Origin of the sequence: Sporosarcina koreensis (assembly GCF_042655825.1) — a bacterium.
GTDB lineage: Bacteria > Bacillota > Bacilli > Bacillales_A > Planococcaceae > Sporosarcina > Sporosarcina koreensis.
This window is the reverse complement of sequence record NZ_JBHSNP010000002.1, coordinates 1-20237: the sequence shown is the minus strand read 5'-3', so window position 1 is coordinate 20237 and position 20237 is coordinate 1. Positions and strand designations below refer to the sequence as shown.

Below are 20237 nucleotides of genomic sequence, written 5' to 3'. Positions count from 1 at the left end.
TGTAAAAATAATACCTATTTTGCATGAAGCAAAATAGGTACAGGCTTATTCATTCAAAAGATCCAGGATTCTTTCAAGGTCTTCTTCAGTGAAAAACTCGATTTCGATCCTACCCTTATTCTTCGATTTCTTTATCGTTACGTTCGTGCCGAAATATTCCCTCAAATGCGACTCTTGCTCTTCCAGAAAAATGTTTTTCTTTTCTGGTTTTGTTTCACGTGGAACATTTTCATTGATTTTATGGACTAGCTTTTCCAATTGACGGACATTCAATCCTTCATTAATCGTCTTTTCAGCAATTAATAGAATTTGTTCCTTCTTCCGGAGCCCTAGCAATGTGCGTCCATGTCCCATTGAAAGCTTCCCATCCGTAATCATATTGCGGACCTTCTCGGGCAAGCTGAGCAACCGAATATGGTTTGCGATATGCGGGCGGCTTTTCCCTAATCTGAATGCAAGCTGTTCTTGGGTAAGCGTAAGGTTATCCATCAGCTTTTGATAAGCCTCTGCTTCCTCGATCGGGGTCAAATCTTCACGCTGCAAGTTTTCAAGAATTGCCATTTCCATCGATTCTTCATCTGTCAGTTGACGGACGACTGCAGGAATTTCCGCCAGTCCTGCCATTTTGGCAGCCCTGAAACGTCTTTCCCCTACAACTATTTCATACATCGTCCCTACTTTCCGGACAATGATCGGCTGTAGGATTCCGTGCTCCTTGATCGATTCACTTAGCTCTTGAATTGCATTCTCGTCAAATATCTTCCTCGGCTGATACGGATTCACTTTAATGCTTTTCAATCGGATGTTCTCAATTGACTCTGCTTTCGTTAAAGACTCATCTGGAAATAAAGCGTTCAATCCCTTTCCAAGACCTTTAGCCATTGTGCACCACTTCCTTTGCCAGCTCTAAATATACTTCCGCGCCTCTCGATCTTGAATCATAAATGATGATCGGCTCTCCGTGGCTCGGCGCTTCACTCAATCGTACATTTCGTGGAATGATCGTTCCGTACACTTTATCTTGAAAATACTTCTTCACTTCTTCAATGACTTGAATCCCTAAGTTCGTCCTTGCATCAAACATTGTCAGTAACACGCCATCAATCGTAAGGCCCTCATTCAAGTGCTTTTGGACGAGCCTGATTGTGCTTAGTAATTGGCTCAATCCTTCCAATGCGTAATACTCACATTGAACTGGGATGATGACTGAGTCTGCAGCAGTCAAAGAGTTGATTGTCAATAAACCTAACGAAGGCGGGCAATCGATGATTATATAATCATATAAATCCTTCGCTTCTTGGATGGCATGTTTCATTCGCACTTCCCGTGAAATGGTTGAAACAAGTTCAATTTCCGCTCCTGCCAATGAAATGGTCGCAGGAACGATATCCAAGTTTTCCACTTTCGTCTGGTGGATGACTTCCTTTATGTTGACATCATCGATTAACATATCGTAAATGCATTGATGTACGTCTCCTTTGTTGACCCCTACCCCGCTCGTCGCATTCCCTTGTGGATCGGCATCTATCAATAATACTTTTTTGCCGACATGTGCAAGGCAAGCACTTAGATTAACCGAAGTGGTTGTCTTACCGACTCCTCCTTTTTGATTGGCAATGGCTATAATTTTACCCACACTTGCACCTGCTTTCTCACTCATCTATCAAAAAGCTATCTTCAATGAATAGAATCATACTTTTTTCCGTTACTCTTTACTAGTTTAACAAAAAAATGTTGGTCGTGGTAATGTATAGCGCAAAAAAACTCCTGCTTCAGTCAAGCAAGAGTCATCTCGCACGCATTACGAGAATATCATATTGTTTTCTATTTCTTTTTCGGTATTTTAACAGTGATCGTATAGAAATCCTCAGTGTCTTCTTCTTCCGTTTTTACATCGATGCCACTTTTCGTGACAAGCGCCAATGACTGCCGAATCGTATTTAGTGCAATCCGAACGTCTTTGCTGACTGATTTCCTTTTTACGACTTTCTTCTTTTCCTTTTCTTCCTCGACCGGGTTCAATGCTTGCTGGATTCGCTCTTCCAATTGCTTTACGTTGAGCTGTTCCTCGATTGCCTCCTGGAAAAGCTTTTGTTGCAATTCGGCATCCTTCACGGAAATCAATGCCCTCGCATGTCGCTCGGATATTTCCTTTGTTAGAATACCATTCTTGATTTCATCCGGAAGTTTCAATAAACGCAGCTTATTCGCAACGGTTGATTGCCCCTTCCCGAGTCTTTGTGCTAAGGCTTCTTGCGTCAATCCATGTAATTCCAGCAATTTATCATAAGCATACGCTTCTTCGATAGCCGTCAATTCTTCACGTTGCAAGTTTTCAATCAATGCAATGGACGCTGTTTCTTTATCGTCAAGATCACGGATAATGGCCGGTACTTCTTCCCAGCCTAATTTCTTCATTGCACGAAATCTTCGTTCACCTGCAATGATTTCAAATCCATCGCCGCTTTTTCGAATGACGATTGGTTGAATCACCCCATGTGTATGGATGGTTCTTGCAAGCTCTTCAATTTTCTCTTCGGAAAAAATGGTTCGAGGTTGATATTTATTCGGTTTAATTAAATCGATTTTTACTTGATCGACTTTCTCTTGTGGAGTGTTCTCTATGTTCTGTAAATCAGGTTCTTTTTCTCCACTACCAAAAAACCGTGAAAACGTGTTTTTCATCGCCGGCACCCACCTTTACAAAACTGCTCTTCGTTAATAGCTATTTCGTCATATCTATTATATATCCTCTTTATTACTTATTAAAGAGTAGAATTCTATAAGATTACAATACTATAACTCATGTTACTAGTCTCTGTAATAAAAAGGTAGTATAAAGACAGGCACACGTTTTAAAGAGCGCCTGCCCTTCAACTTCAATTGGATCAAGAATTCATGAGATGTAGATAATGTTTCACGTGAAACATTTAGTTGATTGGCGTTTTGTTTGGGATGCCTGGCTTTCGAGGGTATTTCTTAGGTGTTTTCTTCACTTTATTCAAGATGAAAATATTTCTTTCGCTTTCCTCCATCGGCAAGCTGAAAGAAAATTTCTCGACGAGTTCTGCTCCCAGTACGTTGATTGCTTTTTTTGCATCTTGTAACTCTTCTTCGGCAGCTGCACCTTTCATGGAAATGAAAATGCCCCCTTCTTTTACGAGTGGCAGACATAGTTCTGAAAGGACAGATAAACGGGCAACTGCACGGGCAGTGACGATATCGAATTGCTCACGGTATTTCGGGTTTTGACCGAAATCTTCGGCTCTTGCGTGGACAAATCTTACGTTATCCAGTTCGAGTTCTTTAGCAAGTTCAGTTAAAAACGTGATTCTTTTATTTAAAGAATCGACAATTGTTACAGCCAGATCTGGGAAGCAGATTTTCAAAGGAATGCTTGGAAATCCTGCTCCTGCACCTACATCACAAATGGATTTCTTTCCGTTCAAATCTGTATAGAACGCAGCAGTGATGGAATCATAAAAATGTTTGAGGTAGACAGATGGTGCATCTGTAATAGCTGTTAAATTCATTTTTTCATTCCACTCGACCAACATATGGAAATATTTGTTAAATTGTTGAAGCTGATAATCTGAAAGGTCAATCCCCTGCTCTATCAATGCCTCAATGAATTGTTTCTCGTTCACCTATATCCTCCTTCTTAAAAAAAGACTGATGCGGACTTATCCCCACATCAGTCTCATGATGTCAACCTGTAATTTTCGCGATTTTCCCTTGTTCGATATAGACGAGCAGGATGGAGATATCTGCAGGGTTTACACCGGAAATCCTTGATGCTTGTGCAATGGATAACGGTCTAACAGCGGACAGATTCGCTTTCGCTTCTTTGGCAATCCCTGATATTGCATTGTAATCTATGTTCTCGGGAATTCTTTTGTTCTCCATCTTCTTCATGCGTTCTACTTGCTGCATCGATTTTTCGATATAACCTTCATACTTGATGAAGATTTCGACTTGCTCCGCCACTTCATCGGATTTTTCCTCTTCAGCTGGCACAACAGTAATGATTTGCTCGTACTTCATTTCAGGACGTTTTAATAGATCCGCCGCTTTCATCGGCTCGCGGAGCTCTGTACCCCCTGATTCACGGATGATTTCCTGAACGGCTTCAGACGGTTTGATCGTCACTTTTCGAAGTCGTTCAATTTCCTCTTCAATTTGCTGCTTTTTAAGGAGGAATTTCTCGTGGCGCTCTTCACTGATCAACCCGAGCTTGTATCCGATTTCCGTTAGGCGCAGATCCGCATTGTCGTGGCGCAGCAAGAGACGGTATTCCGCCCTTGACGTAAGAAGACGATATGGCTCGCTCGTTCCTTTTGTTACGAGGTCATCGATTAAAACGCCTATATAGGCATCCGATCTGCCAAGAATAACTTCTTCTTTGCCAAGAACTTTGCTTGCTGCATTGATGCCTGCCATGATTCCTTGGGCTGCCGCCTCTTCATAGCCGGATGTTCCGTTGATTTGCCCGGCAGTGTACAGATTTTTGATCTTTTTCGTTTCGAGTGTCGGCCAAAGCTGCGTAGGGATGATGGAATCATATTCAATTGCATATCCGGCACGCATCATTTCCGCTTTTTCCAATCCAGGCACGCTTTCGATCAATTTTCGTTGAACGTGTTCCGGCAGGCTCGTTGAAAGTCCTTGGACGTAATACTCTTTCGTATTGCGGCCTTCCGGCTCCAAGAAAATCTGATGGCGCGATTTATCCGCAAAACGGACGATCTTGTCCTCGATTGAAGGGCAATAGCTTGGCCCCTTCCCTTTGATCATCCCTGAATACATCGGAGACAGGTGAAGGTTCTCATTAATGATTTCATGTGTTCTCGGTGTTGTATATGTCAACCAGCAAGGCAATTGGTCCATGATGAATTGAGTCGTTTCGTAGCTGAATGCACGAGGGACGTCATCACCCGGTTGAATTTCCGTTTTGCTATAATCGATTGTCTTGCCGTTGATTCGCGGAGGTGTACCGGTCTTGAAACGGACCGTTTCCAACCCGAGTTCCTGTAGGTTCTCGGCAAGTTTGATGGCCGGCATTTGATTGTTCGGACCGCTTGAATATTTCAAGTCGCCGATGATGACTTCCCCGCGAAGGAAAGTTCCAGTCGTGATGATGACTGTTTTCGCACGGTAGATGGCCCCGATTTGCGTAACAAGCCCTTTCACTTCATTATCCTCAACGATCAATTCTTCAACAACTCCTTGATGGAGCGTCAAATTTTCCTGTTCTTCAAGGACACGTTTCATTTCCTGTTGGTAAAGGACTTTATCCGCTTGTGCACGAAGCGCACGGACGGCAGGCCCTTTCCCTGTGTTCAACATCCTCATTTGGATGTGCGTTTTATCGATCACTTTCCCCATTGCTCCGCCAAGCGCGTCAATTTCACGGACGACAATCCCTTTTGCAGGACCTCCGAGTGACGGATTGCATGGCATGAAGGCAATCATATCAAGATTCATTGTTAGCACCAATGTCGATGCACCCATCTTTGCAGATGCCAATGCGGCTTCGACGCCGGCATGGCCTGCTCCGATGACTATACAATCGAACGTGCCTGCTTCAAATTGTGGCATGTTCGTTCATCCTTCCTAATCTATAAATTTTCCGTGTCTATGTGAATTATTTATTTCCCTAAACAAAATTGAGAGAACAATTGGTTGATGAGGCTGTCTTGGACGGTGTCGCCGATAATTTCGCCTAGGAGCTCCCACGTGCGCGTGACATCGATTTGGATCATGTCGACAGGCACTCCGCCCTCCGCTGCTGCTAACGCATCCTGGATGGTTTTATGCGCTTTGTGGAGCAATGCGATATGTCTTGCATTGGATACATACGTCAGATCGCCCGCCTCGAGCGTCCCTTCGAAGAACAGCTTGGCGATGGCTTCTTCCAATTCGTCAATGCCTTCTTCCTTCAGGATGGATGTCGTGACGATTGCGCCTCTGCCTGCCAATTCGGTCACTTGCTGCATATCGATCTTCTGCGGCAAGTCGGTTTTGTTGATGACGACGATCATGTCCATTCCTTCGGTCGCTTCGAAAAGACGAGTATCCTCATCCGTCAGCTCCTCGGAACTGTTCAGGACAAGCAAGATGAGATCCGCTTCCTTTAGGACTTGACGGGATCTTTCCACCCCGATCCGTTCGACGATATCCTCCGTCTCCCGGATGCCTGCCGTATCAACGAGGCGCAACGGAACTCCTCTGACATTTACGTATTCCTCGATAATATCGCGGGTCGTTCCTGCAATATCGGTTACGATCGCTTTATTTTCCTGAACGAGACTGTTCAGCAAGGAAGATTTTCCGACGTTCGGCCTTCCGACGATGACTGTCGATAAACCTTCACGAAGGATTTTCCCTTGGGATGAAGTGCGCAGAAGCTTCTCAATTTCTTCTTTCACCCATGTCCCTTTTTCGATCATTAGCGGAATGGTCACTTCTTCGACATCGTCGTATTCCGGATAGTCGATATTCACTTCGACTTGCGCCAATGTTTCAAGAAGCGCTTGCCGTAGCTCGCCGATCAGCCGGGAAAGCTTCCCTTCCATTTGATTCAACGCGACATTCATCGCCCGATCCGTTTTTGCGCGGATCAGATCCATGACTGCCTCCGCCTGCGATAAATCGATGCGTCCATTCAGAAATGCACGCTTGGAAAACTCGCCTGGTTCCGCAAGGCGAGCCCCTTCTTTCAACACGAGGTTGAGGACACGGTTCACCGCCACCACGCCGCCGTGGCAATTCACTTCGACAACGTCTTCACGGGTGAACGTTTTTGGAGCCTTCATGATGGATACCATGACTTCCTCTACGACTTCCTCCGTGGACGGATCTGCCAAATGCCCATAATGGATTGTATGTGACTGTTCATCCGCTAGTTTTTTCCCTGACGGAGAACGGAATATTTTATCTGCAATGCCGATAGCCTCATCTCCACTAAGCCGGACGATGGCGATAGCCCCTTCCCCCATCGGAGTCGATATTGCGGCTATTGTATCAAAATGCACATTCTTCACCTTCCTACTTTGGTTACCCACATGTGGATAACCTGTTTTGACTTGACTATCTGACAACATATAATACCACAAATCCATTCGTTCTCATAGTTATGGAGCTAAAAAATGTGGATAAGTTTTAATTCACCGCACACAAAAACCCCGTGACGGCTTCACGGGGTTCCGATTAACTGATCGGCTCGATGACGAGGTATCGGTTTGGATCTGTTCCTTCCGAGTACGTTTCGATGTCCAATCGGTTCGATAAGGCGTTATGAATGACTTTTCTTTCATAGGAAGGCATTGGTTCCAGTTGAACTTTCCTTCCATTCCGGACAGCTTGGTCGGCCATCCGTTCCGCGAATTGCTCCAATGATTGTTCGCGGCGTTCACGATAGTCGCCCACGTCAAGACGCACGACTTTGAATTGCTCTGACGTTTTATTGGCAACGAGCTGGGCTAGCTGCTGCAATGCGTTCAATGTTTGACCGCGTTTGCCGATCAGGAATGCGGCTTTTTCACTTTCTAATTGAAAGGAGAGATATTTTCCGTCCATTTCGTGTTTGACGACAAGATCGTCAATGCCCATCGCATTGGCAATATCCGTAACATAGGCTTTCGTTTCATTGATTGCCTGCTCATCTGAAGCAATCGGCTCTTTTGCCTCCACCTCAATCGTTTGCGTCATCGGTTCAATCGGCACAACAACGGGTGCTTCTTCAATTGCAGGTTCCATTGTTTCTTCCTGAATCGCTTCTTTATTTTCTTCAGGTTCATTCACTGCTTGTTTGACCGTTTCCTTTACAGTAATGGTCACTTCGGCTTCTCTTGCTCCAAATCCGAGAAACCCTTTCTTTCCTGCATCGATTATTTCGACATCGACTTCATTACGCGTGACATTGAGCTCTCGCAGTGCCGCTTCGACCGCAGCATCCACTGTCGCCCCTTTTCGCGTTATCTTTTTCATTTCCGTTTCCCTCCCACTTTTACAGGTGCCACTTCTTTTTTCTTAAATGGTTTGTAAATGAAGATATTCTGGATAATTGAAATGATATTACCGATAACCCAATAAAGTGCAAGTGCTGCCGGCAGGAATGTTCCGAAAATCATGATCATGAAAGGCATGATATACATCATTACTTTCATTTGCGGATTATCCATTGCCGGGCCTGTCCGCAAGACGACAAACTGCATGAGTCCGGCAACGATGGCAAGCGTAATGCTTGGCGTTGCAAGCTCGAACCAGAGGAAATTCCCGATTTCGATTTCCGGAGTGGCATTCATCCTGCTGATCGCATGATATAGTCCGATGATAATCGGCATTTGAATCAATACTGGCAGACATCCTGCAGCTGGATTGATTTTCTGCTCCGTCATCACTCGTTGCATTTCTTCACGGTATTTTTGCTGCGTTACAGCATCCTTCGATTTGTACTTCTCTTTTAATCCGGCAAGAATCGGCTGCATTTGCTGCATCCGTTTCGAGTTTTGCGCTTGCTTAATCATTAATGGAAGCAATACGAGTCGGATGATGATCGTGACGGCGATAATTCCGAGTCCATATGTGCCTAATAGGTCTTTGAACGTGACGATCAAGGACACAATCGGCCAGACGATGTATTTATTCCAAAAACCTTCGCTCGTTTCATATATCGGTTGATTGAATTCCGAACATCCGGCAAGGAAAACTGACACTACGGTCAGCATAAGTAATAAAGCTGCTCTTTTTTTCAAATCGGTTCCCCCATATCTGCTTCTGTAAACTTTCGATGATTTCAGTTTATCATGAACGTTTATTACGTTCTACTTCTGGTTCTAAATCAATAACGCCTCGGCGTTATTGCGTCCAGATTTTTTCGGGCTTGCTCGAAAAGCTCCCCTAAAAATCTGTGACATCCTCCGGAGGATCAACTGAGAATCAGTTGAACGCCTTTGCAATTCTTAAAACATGCTGCAAGCTTTTTTTTGTTTCGTGGAAATCAAGTGTGGCCGCCTGGTGTCTGGCGATAATAACATAGTCCCGGTCGTTTTTTAGTTCTTCTTTCATTTCCAGGAAGGCTTGGCGGATATAACGTTTAATACGGTTGCGCGTCACCGCATTTCCTAGTTTCTTGCCGACGGATAGGCCGATTCTGAATTCTTGCTGCCCTTCCTTCCTATAGGAATAGACGACAAATTGTCGATTTGCGACGGACTTGCCTTTCTTGAATACTTTTTGAAAGTCTTCGTTCTTTTTGACCCGCTGACGTTTCTTCAAACAGTTCACCTCCATTGATCGTCATCTAGGTATTAGTAAGTATCATATAAGTAAAAAAAAAAGACCACTGATTTAGTGGTCTTATGCTGAAAGCACTTTTCTTCCTTTGCGACGACGAGCAGCGAGAATTTTACGACCGCTTTTTGAGCTCATTCTTGCACGGAAGCCGTGAACTTTACTACGTTTACGTTTATTTGGTTGGAATGTACGTTTCATTTAAAGACACCTCCTGCATTGTCCCTTTGCAATCTGACAGTCTTGAACAGTATAAAGGGCATAGCCAAAGATGTCAACCGTTTTTTCTGCAAGCAATTTCAACGAACTGATCCTGTTTTACAAATTTCAACCGCGTCATTCGACAAAATAGGTTATCCACAATTACAAAAACCGACAGTCGAGTAATATGTTCATAGAAATTTTTCGCCGTTTTTTTATGCACAGGTCTTATCTACACCTTTTGCACATACAAAAGGCTGTGGATAAAGTAATTCTCCACAGTTGCCGCTATTGTTAATAACTAATAGAATTCCTTGTCAATCTTATAGTTTCTTGATACAATATAGAGGATTTTGCTGTTAACAAATTAAAAATCTAATTTTTTTATCCACAATTGTTGATAGGTTGTGGATAATTTTTTCAACACTTTTGGATATTTCTTATCCACAGGACCGGATTCTGTGTATAATACATATTCCTGTGTTTTTTTATTTTCTATGTAAAGGAGGCCCACGAGTGGATCAGCTTGAAAAATTATGGAACGATGTTTTGTCGAAAATTGAAGACAAAATTTCAAGACCCAGTTTTGAAACTTGGCTCAAATCGACAAAACTGATGTCCTATGGCGACGAAAACGTTACAATTGCTGTTCCAAATTCGTTTGCGAAGGATTGGCTTGAGAATCATTACGTGCATTTGATTACAGGCATCCTCTCGGAATTGACTGGAGAAGATCGACTCATTCATTTCGTCGTTCCGAAAGAAATGGAAGAAACAGATTTCCAAGTCCCGAAACCAGCAGTGAAACAGACTGACAGATCAGCCATCCAATCAGCATCTATCATGTTGAACCCAAAATATACATTCGATACATTCGTCATCGGCTCGGGCAACAGATTTGCCCACGCAGCATCGCTTGCTGTAGCCGAAGCGCCGGCTAAATCATATAACCCGTTGTTCATCTATGGAGGCGTAGGACTCGGAAAAACCCACCTCATGCACGCTATCGGGCATTATATTTTGGAACAAGACCCGTCAAAAAAGGTCGTTTATTTATCATCGGAGAAGTTTACGAATGAATTCATCAATTCGATCATGAATAACAAAGCGGGCGATTTTAGAAATCAGTATCGGAACGTAGATGTCCTGCTAATTGACGATATTCAATTCATTGCAGGAAAAGAACAGACGCAAGAGGAATTTTTTCATACGTTTAATACATTGCATGAAGAATCGAAGCAGATCATCATCTCAAGTGACCGTCCTCCGAAGGAAATCCCGACGTTGGAAGATCGTCTTAGATCCCGTTTTGAATGGGGTTTGATAACGGATATTGCGCCTCCTGATCTGGAAACGCGGATTGCCATCTTGCGCAAGAAGGCGAAGGCGGATGGGCTGCTTGACATTTCCGATGAAGTGATGCTGTATATCGCCAATCAGATCGACACGAACATCCGTGAATTGGAAGGGGCTTTAATTCGCGTTGTTGCCTATTCTTCGCTCGTCAATATGGACATAACGACTGACTTGGCAGCGGAAGCGTTGAGGGATATCATTCCAAACTCGCGCCCACGCACTGTCAGCATATTGGATATCCAAAAAACAGTCGGGGAGCATTACAATATCAGGCTGGAAGATTTCACAGCCAAAAAAAGAACGAGGGCAATTGCATTCCCTCGTCAAATCGCTATGTATCTGTCACGTGAACTTACGGATTCCTCTTTGCCGAAAATAGGATCCGAATTTGGCGGCCGGGATCATTCGACAGTCATCCATGCACATGAAAAGATCTCCAAGCAGCTGAAAGACGATCAAAATCTCCAGCAGGATATTCAGGATATTAAGAGCATCCTTGGCAGAGGATGAAAATCCACATGTGAATAACATTCTAAGATTGAAACAAGCTATTCACATATTATGCACATGTGAATTGTTTTCTAACATATAGGTTTTCGGGGCTTATCCACATTTCCACAGCCCCTATTACTATTACTATCTTTAGTACTTAACTAATAATTATATAAGCGAGGGTGCAAAATGAAATTTGAAATAATGAGAGATTGGTTACTCGAAGGATTGAATGATGTCATGAAAGCAATCAGTCAGAAAGTGGCCAACCCCATTTTGACCGGCGTGAAAATGGATGTGAATGAAAAAGGATTGACGATGACAGGAAGTGATTCTGATATTACAATCTGCACATTCATCCCAGTCGAACAAGATGGCGAGCAGATCATCCGTGTCATTGAATCAGGATCAATCATTCTTCAGGCGAAAGTCTTCAGTGAAATTGTACGGAAATTACCGACGAATGACGTCACGATTGAAGTTGAAAACATGCAAACCCATATTCAATCCGGAAAATCCGAATTCCATCTAATCGGTTCGAATTCAGATGAATACCCTGTTCTGCCAAATGTAAAAGACGAATACCGCTTCTCTTTGCCGTCTGATTTGATGAAATCGATCATCAAAGAAACGGTCTTTGCCGTCTCCCAGCAAGAAACACGCCCGATCTTGACAGGCGTCCATTGGGAAACCGACGAAGAGAAACTTGTTTGTGTAGCAACAGACAGCCACCGTCTCGCCAGAAGAGAAATCGTTCCTGAAATGATGCCTGAAAGCCCATTCAGCGTCGTCATTCCAGGTAAAAGCCTTCAGGAGCTGAATAAAATCCTTGAGGATAACTCGGACGTTGTTGAAATCGTCATTGCAGATCAGCAAGTCTTGTTCAAATCGAGGAACGTTCTGTTTTATTCAAGACTTTTAGAAGGGAATTACCCGGATACATCCAGATTGATCCCTTCTGAATATAAAACGACCGTCCAAGTGAACGGCCGGAAATTATTACAGGCGATCGACCGTGCATCGCTGCTCGCCCGTGAAGACCGGAATAATATCGTCCGATTCTCTGCGGAAGGCGGAAATGTCATCGAAGTTTCTTCGAACTCACCGGAAATTGGAAAGGTTGAGGAATTGATCGAGGCAATTGATGTGAATGGTGAAGATCTGAAGATTTCCTTCAGCGCAAAATACATGATGGATGCATTGAAAGCAATCGAAGGGCAAGATATCGCCATACATTTCACAGGTGCGATGCGGCCTTTCATTTTGAAATCAATGGAAAGCGATGCAATTTTACAATTAATCTTACCCGTCAGGACATTTTAACTGGGTTTTCACAGCAGGCAAGGAATGCAAAACAATTTCCTTCGCCTGTTTCTTTTTATTTATTGCACGTCCTTTTCACTTACATTTTTACTTACAGCTGAAAGTTCGGTAAAATAGAAGAACAGACTACTTTATGAAGGATTGAAGCGGATGGAACTCATGAAAATCGATACGGAATTCATTACATTAGGTCAACTGCTCAAAATGTCGAATTGCATAAGCTCCGGCGGCATGGCCAAATGGTATTTGGAAGAAAATACCGTATACGTAAATGGCGAAGTCGATCGCAGGCGGGGCAAAAAACTGTATGACGGAGATATCGTCACCATTCCAGGAGCAGGCAAATTCAAAATTTCCACATCCGTAAACGGTCAATCGGATGTTCATTGAACGGCTCGCTTTAACGGATTACCGGAATTACGCTTCCCTGGAACTATCCTTTTCCCCGCATATCAACGTTCTGATCGGTGAAAATGCGCAAGGAAAGACGAATATCATGGAGGCGATCTACGTATTATCCATGGCGAAATCCCATCGCACATCAAATGATCGTGAACTTATACGTTGGGAACAAGAGTATGGTAAAATAGAAGGGGACATACAGCGGAAATACGGACGTCTTCCGCTCGAACTGACGATATCGAAAAAAGGCAAGAAAGCGCGGGTCAACCATTTGGAACAAAACCGCCTCAGCCTGTATATCGGCCAGCTCAACGTTGTCATGTTTGCCCCGGAAGACTTGAATCTTGTAAAGGGAAGTCCACAGGTCCGAAGAAGATTCTTAGACATGGAAATCGGACAAATCTCCCCCGTCTATCTCCATGACCTGCTGACTTTTCAAAAGGTCTTAAAGCAACGGAACGCAATCCTCAAAGATAATCGCGGTAAATTGGATTTTACGGACGTCATGTTCGATATTTATACAGAACAATATATACAATTAGCTGTGCAGATCATCCGGAAACGCTTTTATTTCATCGAATTGCTCCAAAAATGGGCTGATCCGATCCATAAAGGGATTTCCAGGGGTCTTGAGCAGCTAAAAGTGACGTATGGGACATTAAAAGAGTTGGATTCTGGGCAGACTGCCGAACAGATGGAAGAAATACTCAGCCAAAAATTGCACGAAGTGAGACGTCGTGAGTTGGAACGCGGAATGACGCTGATTGGTCCGCACCGTGACGATCTCCATTTTTTTGTGAATGGCTATGACATCCAAACTTACGGTTCGCAAGGGCAGCAGCGGACAACGGCGCTGTCCCTTAAACTTGCGGAAATAGATCTCGTCAAACAGGAGGTTGGAGAAACGCCAGTCCTTCTGTTGGATGACGTGCTTTCCGAACTCGATGATTACCGCCAGTCCCACTTGCTGAACATTATGCAAGGACAGGTGCAGACATTCGTCACGACGACGAATATTGCGGGTCTCGACCACGAGACAATACGTGAAGCGGAACTGTATGAAGTATCAGCGGGCAAGGTTAGCGATAAAGGGAATTGAAGTCATTCCCGTTTGAAAGTGATAGAAGGTTAGATTGATGTTCGGAAAGGAAAGGTGGGCATTTTGGCTATGGAAGAAAAAGAATTGCAGACAGCTTATGATGCAAATCAGATACAGGTCCTAGAAGGCTTGGAAGCTGTCCGTAAACGCCCGGGCATGTACATCGGTACAACAAGTTCGCGGGGGCTTCACCACCTCGTATGGGAAATTGTCGACAATAGTATCGACGAGGCGCTTGCGGGCTATTGCGATCATATTGAAGTGACGATTGAAAAGGATAACTGGATCCGCGTAGATGATAATGGACGCGGCATCCCTGTAGGCATCCAGGAATCGACAGGCAGACCTGCCGTTGAAGTCATTATGACGGTTCTCCACGCCGGAGGTAAGTTCGGAGGCGGAGGCTATAAGGTATCAGGCGGTTTGCACGGGGTTGGTGCCTCTGTCGTGAACGCACTTTCCGAGACGACGGAAGTGTATGTACGACGGGATGGCAAAGTTCATTTCATCAGGTTTGAACGAGGCATCCTATCACATGAGTTGGAAGTCATCGGTGATACCGACGAAACCGGCACACGTACACGATTCAAAGCCGACCCGGAAATCTTCACGGAAACGACAGTCTATGAATATGAAATATTGGCACATCGTCTGCGTGAGCTGGCATACCTGAACAGAGGCTTGCGCATCAGCATCACAGATGAACGTGAAGAGGAAATCCGCACGGATACTTTCTATTACGAGGGCGGTATCAAATCCTACGTTGAGCATTTGAATAAAAACAAAGAGCCGATTCACGAGGAACCGATTTTCATAGAAGGCGAGAAAGATGGCATCTCCATCGAAATCGCAATGCAATACAATAGCGGTTATGCGGAAAATCTGTTTTCATTCGCGAATAATATCAATACGTATGAAGGCGGTACGCACGAATCAGGTTTCAAGACCGCTCTGACACGTGTCGTCAATGACTACGCCAGAAAGAACGGAATGCTGAAAGAAGCGGATCCGAACCTTTCAGGCGATGATGTCCGTGAAGGATTGACGGCAATCATTTCAATCAAGCATCCGGATCCACAGTTCGAAGGACAGACGAAAACGAAATTGGGAAATTCCGAAGTGAGCACGATTACAAATGCGCTATTTTCGGAGGGATTCCAACGTTTCCTTCTTGAAAACCCGACAACTGCGCGATTGGTAATCGATAAGAGCCTCATGGCTGCACGGGCGCGGATTGCTGCCAGGAATGCACGTGAACTGACACGCCGGAAATCGGCATTGGAAGTATCAAGCCTTCCTGGAAAACTGGCGGACTGTTCTTCACGTAATCCTGAAATCAGCGAATTGTATATCGTTGAAGGAGACTCGGCGGGAGGTTCCGCGAAAAGCGGACGTGACCGTCATTTCCAGGCGATCTTGCCATTGCGCGGTAAAATCTTGAACGTTGAAAAAGCCAGACTGGACCGTATTTTAGGCAATGCGGAAATCCGGATGATGATTACGGCACTCGGCACGGGCATCGGGGATGAGTTCGATCTTTCGAAGGCACGTTACCATAAAATTGTCATCATGACGGATGCTGATGTGGATGGAGCGCATATCCGGACCTTACTATTGACATTCTTCTTCCGTTTCATGCGTCCATTGATCGAAGCGGGCTATGTCTATATCGCACAACCGCCGCTTTACCGGGTCAAACAAGGAAAACATGAGGAATACTGTTTCGACGAAGAAGAGTTGCAGGAAATCATGAACCGTCTTTCATCCGTCCCAAAGCCGGTCATTACGCGCTATAAAGGTCTTGGTGAGATGGACGCCACCCAGTTATGGGAGACGACGATGGATCCAGACCAGCGTACACTCCTACAAGTGCATCTCGAGGATGCATTCGATGCGGATGCAACTTTTGAGCAATTGATGGGTGACGAAGTTGAACCTCGACGCAGATTCATCGAAGAAAATGCGATGTATGTAAAGAATTTGGATGCATAAACGATTTATCCAATAAATGAAAATGAACAGGACCCCGGCAGACGGGGCTTTGTTCAGTTGACAGGCTGTACGTTTAAAGCGCCTGAGTTGAAAGGAGTTTGACATTATGGCAGATATGCCAAAACGTGGTGTTCAAGGCATTAACATCAGTACGGAGATGAAGACGTCTTTTCTCGACTATGCGATGAGTGTCATCGTCTCCAGGGCATTGCCTGACGTGAGGGATGGGTTGAAGCCCGTCCACCGCCGTATTCTCTATGCGATGCAGGATCTTGGAAACACCGCGGATAAACCACATAAGAAATCAGCCCGTATCGTCGGGGACGTCATCGGTAAGTATCACCCCCATGGCGATAGCGCCGTGTATGACACGATGGTCAGGATGGCGCAGGATTTCAACTATCGCTATATGCTTGTCGATGGCCACGGGAACTTCGGTTCTGTCGATGGCGATGCAGCTGCAGCGATGCGTTATACGGAATCGAGAATGTCCCGGATCGCAATGGAATTATTGCGTGACATCAATAAAGACACGATTGATTACCAAGATAACTATGATGGCCAAGAGAAAGAACCGATCGTCCTGCCGAGCCGTTTTCCGAATCTGCTCGTGAACGGGACATCGGGTATCGCGGTCGGAATGGCTACGAACATCCCTCCTCACCATTTAGGTGAAACGATTGATGGCGTGCTTGCAATGGCGGATAATCCAGCAATTACGACTGAGGAATTGATGGAAATCATTCCGGGCCCGGATTTCCCGACAGGCGGGATCATCCTCGGAAGAAGCGGAATCCGCCGGGCTTATGAAACTGGGCGCGGGTCAATTATCATCAGAGGTAAAGTGGAAATTGAACAGCAGTCGAACGGGAAAGAAACGATCATCGTAACGGAGCTGCCTTATCAGGTGAACAAAGCACGGCTCATCGAAAAAATCGCCGAGCTTGTCCGTGACAAGCGTGTCGAAGGCATCACGCATTTGGCGGATGAATCCGACCGGACGGGCATGCGCATTGTCATCGAAGTCCGCAGGGATGCAAATTCCCACGTATTGTTGAATAACCTTTATAAACATACGGCCCTCCAATCGAGCTTCGGCATCAATATGCTTGCGCTCGTGGATGGACAGCCGAAAATCTTGTCATTGAAAGAAATCCTTTATCATTATTTGGAACATCAGAAAGTGGTCATCCGGAGACGTACTCAATACGAGTTGAACAAAGCGGAAGACCGTGCGCACATTTTGGAAGGTTTGCGGATTGCACTTGATCATATCGATGAAATCATCGCTCTGATCCGCGGTTCGAAAACGACCGATGAAGCGAAAACAGGGCTGATGGAACGTTTCAATTTATCCGAAAGGCAATCCCAAGCTATCCTCGACATGCGTCTTCAACGTTTGACAGGATTGGAACGCGACAAAATCGAGAACGAGTACCAAGAGCTCTTAGTCTTGATTTCCGAGTTGCGCGCCATTCTTGCCGACGAGGAAAAAGTGCTTGATATCATTCGTGAGGAGCTGCTTGAAGTGAAGCAGCGTTTCGCCGATGACCGCAGGACGGAAATTGGAAGCGGCGGAGCGGAAATGCTCGAGGATGAAGACCTCATCCCTGTCGAAAACTCCGTATTGACGTTGACGCATAACGGCTACATCAAACGGCTGCCTGCCAGCACGTACAGGAGCCAACGTCGCGGAGGGCGGGGCATTCAAGGCATGGGGACGAATGACGACGACTTTGTCGAGCATTTGTTGAACACGTCGACACACGATACGATCCTGTTCTTCACGAGCCGCGGAAGGGTATTCCGTAAAAAGGGCTATGAAGTTCCGGAATTCAGCAGGACGGCGAAAGGGCTGCCGATCATCAACCTATTAGATGTCGACAAAGATGAAAAGGTTACGGCCATGATTCCTGTAGATAAATTCGAAGAGGATAAATATCTCTTCTTCGCAACGCGGGGCGGCGTCGTCAAGCGTACATCGGTTGCAGACTTTGCCAATATCCGTTCCAATGGGTTGATCGCTTTAACATTGCGCGGCGATGATGAATTGATAGGCGTGAAAATGACGAACGGCGAGCAAAACATTGCAATCGGTACTCGTGATGGCATGCTGATCAAATTCGACGAACGTGATATCCGTTCCATGGGCCGTGTCGCAAGCGGCGTGCGCGGAATCCGTTTACGTGAAGGGGATATCGCGGTCGGCATGGATACCGTATCGGAAGGCGATGAAATTTTAGTCGTTACGGAAAAGGGCTTCGGAAAACGGACTCCGGAAGAGGAATACCGCATCCAGTCACGTGGCGGCTATGGTTTGAAGACATTGAATGTCACCGAGCGGAACGGCCAGCTCGTTGCTATGAAAACAGTCGATGGATCGGAAGACCTCATGCTCATCACAATCCATGGCATCCTCATCCGCATGGATATTGAAGATATTTCCTCAATCGGCCGCAGCACACAAGGCGTCCGTCTGATCCGTCTAGGAGAAGACGAACTTGTCGCGACTGTCGCAAAAGTCGAGAAAGAAGAAGAGCATGAAGAGACCGATGATCATGAAGATACTAAAGAAGTGACTACTGACGTGGAGATGGATGATTCCATCGAAGCAGATGATACAGTGGAAACAGAAGAAGAATGACTTTAAAAAAGTTATTGAGACGGCAAAATGTCGCTCAATAACTTTTTTTCTATCGTCTATTTTGAATATTTGCAGTATAATAACCCTTAAGAGACGATCGGAAAGTGGTGACACCCTAGAATGGAAGTATACAAAACGATCAGTGAGCTGCGTGCAGGAATTTCCCTTAAAGAAGATGTTTTTGGCAAGACGAAGTATCCGATTATGCGAAAAGACACCGAACTTACATTGGAACATATTGATGTATTGCAGGCTTTTGGAGTAAAACGCGTGAAAGTGGAAGAGCGGGTCACCCAAAAAGATATTCCTGAATCGGAGAAGAATTCTTCCGTGAATGCTGAAGACATTCTGGATAATCTTCCGGTGAGCATGTACCAGTTGCGCAAAGAATATAACGAAGCGGTCCGCAGTTATAAGAAAGAATTCAGCTATTGGCGAGCAGGCCAACGCCCTGATGTCCCGAAAGTCCGTGGATTTATCATTCCGCTGCTTGAGAAATTCATTAAGCAGAAGCGGATGCTTACAATGTTGAACGATTTCTCCAACGCGGAAGAATATATTTATCATCATTCTGTCGCTGTCGGAATCCTTGCTGCGGCCATCAGCAGCCAAATGGGATATGAAAAGGGAGACGCCCTTCAGCTCGGGCTGGCGGGTGCATTAGCGGATTGTGGCATGGCGAAGATTCCCCCTGCCATATTGGAAAAGACCGCATTTCTCACGAAAGAAGAATACAACGAAGTAAAGAAGCATACGTTGTTCAGCGTGAAAATGATTCAGGACACGCCCTTGCTCAGGCAGGATATGAAGCTTGCAATTCTGCAGCACCATGAGCGCCTCGATGGAAGCGGCTATCCGCGCGGAGAGAAGATGGATACTATTTCAGTTTTCTCCCAGATCCTCGCCGTGGCAGATGTCTTTCATGCGATGACGTCCGAAAGATTATATAGATTGAAACAATCTCCTTATAAAGTAATTGAGATGATTAAAGAGGAAGAGTTCGGCAAATTCGATATCAAAGTCGTGGAAGCACTTCATAGACTTGTCGGCAATCTTTCTATTGGTACGAGAGTAAAGCTGACAGATGGAGAGGTTGGCGAAATTATGTTCATCCACCGGGATACTCCATTAAGACCGATGATTAAAAAAGAGTCGGATGGAACAATTATTGATTTGGCGACTCACCGGAGTATTGCGATCTCGAAGATAATAGAATGAATGAATAGAGCCGCTGTATTGCGGCTTTATTTTCCGGGTGATGCGATGAAAAAAGTTGAAAAAAGGTATTGCAAATAAAAACGCAAGCTGGTATAGTAAATAACGTTGCACTTCCGCTAAGTAAATAACCGCTTCAAAACAGCTTAAAACTTTTTGAAAAAAGTTGTTGACATCGGAATTGCAAACATGATATTATATAAGAGTTGCTTCTGACGG

The 20237-nt window shown here is 45.0% G+C and carries 17 protein-coding genes; 7 read left to right on the top strand and 10 right to left on the bottom strand.

Annotated features, from left to right (window positions below; genetic code table 11):
- Positions 1–45: 45 nt before the first annotated feature.
- From ACFPTP_RS00095 to rpmH, 10 genes are all read right to left on the bottom strand, one after another.
- Positions 46–882, bottom strand: a complete 837-nt coding sequence (locus ACFPTP_RS00095) for a ParB/RepB/Spo0J family partition protein (RefSeq protein WP_381441293.1) — start codon at positions 880–882, stop codon at positions 46–48.
- Positions 875–1636 carry a ParA family protein gene (locus ACFPTP_RS00090; RefSeq protein ID WP_381441291.1) on the bottom strand — a complete coding sequence of 254 codons (762 nt, stop codon included), beginning with the start codon at positions 1634–1636 and terminating at the stop codon, positions 875–877. The genes ACFPTP_RS00095 and ACFPTP_RS00090 overlap by 8 nt, the downstream gene beginning before the upstream one ends.
- Positions 1637–1824: 188 nt before the next feature.
- Positions 1825–2685: a nucleoid occlusion protein gene (gene noc, locus ACFPTP_RS00085; RefSeq protein WP_381441290.1), complete on the bottom strand. Its 861-nt coding sequence runs from the start codon at positions 2683–2685 to the stop codon at positions 1825–1827.
- A gap of 245 nt (positions 2686–2930) precedes the next feature.
- Positions 2931–3647 carry a 16S rRNA (guanine(527)-N(7))-methyltransferase RsmG gene (gene rsmG, locus ACFPTP_RS00080; RefSeq protein ID WP_381441288.1) on the bottom strand — a complete coding sequence of 239 codons (717 nt, stop codon included), beginning with the start codon at positions 3645–3647 and terminating at the stop codon, positions 2931–2933.
- A 61-nt stretch (positions 3648–3708) separates the two neighbouring features.
- Positions 3709–5598, bottom strand: a complete 1890-nt coding sequence (gene mnmG, locus ACFPTP_RS00075) for a tRNA uridine-5-carboxymethylaminomethyl(34) synthesis enzyme MnmG (RefSeq protein WP_381441286.1) — start codon at positions 5596–5598, stop codon at positions 3709–3711.
- A 50-nt stretch (positions 5599–5648) separates the two neighbouring features.
- Entirely contained in the window at positions 5649–7034 is a 1386-nt protein-coding gene (gene mnmE / locus ACFPTP_RS00070; protein ID WP_381441285.1) for a tRNA uridine-5-carboxymethylaminomethyl(34) synthesis GTPase MnmE, read from the bottom strand.
- A 175-nt stretch (positions 7035–7209) separates the two neighbouring features.
- Positions 7210–7989: an RNA-binding cell elongation regulator Jag/EloR gene (gene jag / locus ACFPTP_RS00065; RefSeq protein ID WP_381441283.1), complete on the bottom strand. Its 780-nt coding sequence runs from the start codon at positions 7987–7989 to the stop codon at positions 7210–7212.
- A complete protein-coding gene (gene yidC, locus ACFPTP_RS00060) occupies positions 7986–8756 on the bottom strand; it encodes a membrane protein insertase YidC (RefSeq protein ID WP_381441282.1) in 771 nt (256 codons plus the stop codon). The genes jag and yidC overlap by 4 nt, the downstream gene beginning before the upstream one ends.
- A gap of 184 nt (positions 8757–8940) precedes the next feature.
- Positions 8941–9279 carry a ribonuclease P protein component gene (gene rnpA, locus ACFPTP_RS00055; protein ID WP_381441281.1) on the bottom strand — a complete coding sequence of 113 codons (339 nt, stop codon included), beginning with the start codon at positions 9277–9279 and terminating at the stop codon, positions 8941–8943.
- A gap of 81 nt (positions 9280–9360) precedes the next feature.
- Positions 9361–9495 (bottom strand): 50S ribosomal protein L34, encoded by a 135-nt coding sequence (rpmH, locus tag ACFPTP_RS00050; protein ID WP_239432900.1) that lies wholly within the window; start codon positions 9493–9495, stop codon positions 9361–9363.
- A 516-nt stretch (positions 9496–10011) separates the two neighbouring features.
- Between rpmH and dnaA the strand changes: the two genes are divergently transcribed.
- From dnaA to ACFPTP_RS00015, 7 genes are all read left to right on the top strand, one after another.
- Positions 10012–11361, top strand: coding sequence for a chromosomal replication initiator protein DnaA (gene dnaA, locus ACFPTP_RS00045; protein ID WP_381441279.1), 1350 nt, complete (start codon positions 10012–10014; stop codon positions 11359–11361).
- Positions 11362–11532: 171 nt separating this feature from the next.
- Positions 11533–12666 carry a DNA polymerase III subunit beta gene (dnaN, locus tag ACFPTP_RS00040; protein ID WP_381441278.1) on the top strand — a complete coding sequence of 378 codons (1134 nt, stop codon included), beginning with the start codon at positions 11533–11535 and terminating at the stop codon, positions 12664–12666.
- Positions 12667–12816: 150 nt separating this feature from the next.
- Positions 12817–13056 (top strand): S4 domain-containing protein YaaA, encoded by a 240-nt coding sequence (yaaA, locus tag ACFPTP_RS00035; protein ID WP_381441277.1) that lies wholly within the window; start codon positions 12817–12819, stop codon positions 13054–13056.
- On the top strand, positions 13046–14167 hold the full coding sequence (gene recF, locus ACFPTP_RS00030) for a DNA replication/repair protein RecF (RefSeq protein ID WP_381441275.1): 1122 nt from the start codon (positions 13046–13048) through the stop codon (positions 14165–14167). Before yaaA ends, recF begins: the two co-directional genes overlap by 11 nt.
- A gap of 69 nt (positions 14168–14236) precedes the next feature.
- Positions 14237–16159 (top strand): DNA topoisomerase (ATP-hydrolyzing) subunit B, encoded by a 1923-nt coding sequence (gyrB, locus tag ACFPTP_RS00025; protein WP_381441274.1) that lies wholly within the window; start codon positions 14237–14239, stop codon positions 16157–16159.
- Between the two features lie 106 nt (positions 16160–16265).
- Entirely contained in the window at positions 16266–18803 is a 2538-nt protein-coding gene (gene gyrA / locus ACFPTP_RS00020) for a DNA gyrase subunit A (RefSeq protein ID WP_381441272.1), read from the top strand.
- A gap of 120 nt (positions 18804–18923) precedes the next feature.
- On the top strand, positions 18924–20021 hold the full coding sequence (locus tag ACFPTP_RS00015) for an HD-GYP domain-containing protein (RefSeq protein WP_381441270.1): 1098 nt from the start codon (positions 18924–18926) through the stop codon (positions 20019–20021).
- The last annotated feature ends 216 nt before the right edge of the window (positions 20022–20237 follow it).